Below are 2,880 nucleotides of genomic sequence, written 5' to 3'. Positions count from 1 at the left end.
TTGGTACTTGAACCCCGGCGGGAAAGAACATTCCCCAGAACAGTAAAGCCACGGCCTCAACGATATGCTAGAAACAAAAATGCCGCTCACCTTAAGTGAACGGCATTAGAGGCTATTGCCTCCTTTTTTGTGTGTAACACAATTTACTTAACTATTTATCTCATCAACTACAGCACATATTTCATTGAGAAAATCACTCGATTTAACTCGCCATCAAGGCCATTTTCTTTGGTGTTTTTAGCATACATATACTCAACACCCACCGTTAATGGCTTCACAGGTGAGTACAATAGGTTGAGGTAACCTGAGTAAGAATCTTTATTGACCGACCCGCCAGTTAAACTCGCATTATTATCCGCTTTAAAACCTGACCCCGTGATACTCGTACGCCATTTATCATTCCACCAGTGACGGTAAGAGATATAGCCACCGTATGAGCTGATAACCTCGATATCACCATTAGCATCTAATACACCCGCATTAGCATAGTTAAGTGCCATATAACGCCCTAGACCATCACCGTAGGTTGCTGACATCTTAATGTCATCCTGCCCAACAGGGATCACCCCGGTGAAGCTCACACCATAACCAAATTCGGAAGTATCTAGACCATCTTGTTCAATATTAAGCTCACGCGCTAACCCCGCAAAGGTGAACGCCATGCCGCCTTCTGTTTTCATATTATAGCGTGCGACGAAATCAGGCACCATGCCGCTGCCACTGGTGATTCGACTGCTACCACCTGTATCACTTCGATAACTATTCACCGTCGTTTCAGGATTCTCTGCGGAGAATTGAAAACCACCATTGGTGTAGCGAACCATGGTTTGACGCACGAACGGCGTACCTTCAGCAGCACCAACAAAGTCTAAGTTCTCAGGTAGCGCACCTGGGTTTTGGAAGGTAGTCCACATTTGGCCCGCTGCCCAATTGTCAAAACTGACAAAAGCTTGGCGAATACGAGGAGAGTAACTATTTGAAACTCGTTCGTTGCCATCGGTATGAGTCATAAAATCAAGTTCAATAAACCCAACTAGCTTATGTCCATCAATATCAGTAGAAGATTTAAAGTTAAAGCGCGATTCTCTTGCTTGAAAATCGACGACTTGCTTTCCGTTACTCGGATCGCCATAAATTGTTCCTGGTACATAAAACTGACGAGATAAGCTTCCAGAATCAGGTGCGCCATTGCTGTAGTCACTGAACATAACATCAGCTTTTACATAACCACCGAATTTAAAATCTGTCTCTGCATATGCACTGACGCTCATTGTCGCAATAGCTGCTGCGCAAAGAACGCTTAGTTTTTCTTGTTTCATTCCCTTTCTCCCATATTTTTTATTATCCTTACGAAATATGACCGACTTAACATCAAGGCAACATTGGCAATAGGTCTATCAGACAAAGGTAGAATACATACAACCAATTAGTCACATCCGCATCTAACGCCACCAATATTAGTAAAGAATTATGCAAAGTGTTAATAAGTGCGGAGATTTTTAGAAAAGAAGTATGTGAAAATGTCGAATTGTTTCATTCGAATAAATATAAGAGTCAAGATAAGGGTCTTAGAACACAAAAGAATTAAACGACTAATAATCAGTGGCTTAAATGGATACGCTTTAAATTTAAATACCCTGATAAATAAGTGCAATACTACTGTCATGAAATATGTAAATTTTTATGCAAACTCATTGTCTATCTCACCCATTATTGGATGTTAAATCACATAAAAACTCTGTCATAAAATGCTAACAGCTAAAATACCTATTTTGGCATTACTCATTTCCAACGTAAATCGGTCCAAAATAGAAACAATCGATACTATCAGCAAAGAAAAAACTGAGCCTGAACTATTTTTGATCATTTGCAGACATAACAATCATAACCAACAGCTCAATTACTTTTTATTCCCCCCTTTAAATGGAGTATTTTCAATTACTGATTCTCTTTGGAGTCATACTGGCAAAATGGGCTTTTATCATTGATGAGTAAATAAGCTAGACACGAAGACATAGAATGAGTAGTGAAAGATTCGTACCTTTGACTAATAGAAAAGATCAATTCACTTCTATAAGCGACAAACAGCCACCTTAACGGCAGTGACAAATAATATGATGAGTCGCAAAAAGTTGTTAGTGCGCTCAGACTAGAAAGTATAACTTGCAGTAGCGCATTTGATCAGAAATGCTTAACTAGATGATTGAAGCAAAGAAGTGCTAAGTGTGGCTAGAGTATGCAGCTAAAATTCGGGTTTGAAATGAATAACTGAAATAGGTGTTGAGATAAAGAGTTGAAAATTTATTTATATGATTTGAACAAATAAGTGATTAGTTGTGGAGGGATTGGGCAACAGGGTAGTTAAGAGTAAAGGTAACAGCGTACTTTATTAACATACACTAACTTAATATTGCTACCGTCTCTAATATTTATTCGCCAAGAGAGTGGTGGGCCATGAAGGATTCGAACCTTCGACCAATTGAATAAAAAAGAGCAAGCCAACAGCCTATTCATTGATACCAGCAGCGACAGAGCTAACAGCTAAGTTTAGATAGCACAAAATTCGTATCAATCAGAAATAAAAGAGAATAGGTAAAACGAAATAAATCTACAAAGTCGTTAGTGAACGAAGCAAGATGTGCAGTTTACGATTAAAACAGAGGTGAGACAGAAAGTGGTGGGCTGTGAAGGATTCGAACCTTCGACCAATTGGTTAAAAGCCAACTGCTCTACCAACTGAGCTAACAGCCCTTTCTGGTAATGCTGGTGTTACGTTTCTGAATTCATCTGCCTTGAAGCAAATCCACCTCAGAAGTGGTGGGCCGTGAAGGATTCGAACCTTCGACCAATGTGGTAGTTAAGAGTAAAGCCAACTGTGCT

At 39.6% G+C, this 2,880-nt stretch carries 1 protein-coding gene and 1 tRNA gene; both read right to left on the bottom strand.

What is annotated here, in order from left to right:
- Window positions 1–167 precede the first annotated feature (167 nt).
- Window positions 168–1,319, bottom strand: a complete 1,152-nt coding sequence (locus tag L2729_RS21420) for a DcaP family trimeric outer membrane transporter (RefSeq protein WP_248990039.1) — start codon at window positions 1,317–1,319, stop codon at window positions 168–170.
- A gap of 1,356 nt (window positions 1,320–2,675) precedes the next feature.
- Window positions 2,676–2,751, bottom strand: a tRNA-Lys gene (locus L2729_RS21415).
- Window positions 2,752–2,880: the final 129 nt, after the last annotated feature.

Source organism: Shewanella gelidimarina, from assembly GCF_023283945.1.
GTDB classification, from domain to species: domain Bacteria; phylum Pseudomonadota; class Gammaproteobacteria; order Enterobacterales; family Shewanellaceae; genus Shewanella; species Shewanella gelidimarina.
Note: the sequence above shows the minus strand (reverse complement) of the source record. Positions and strands in the feature narration are given on the sequence as shown.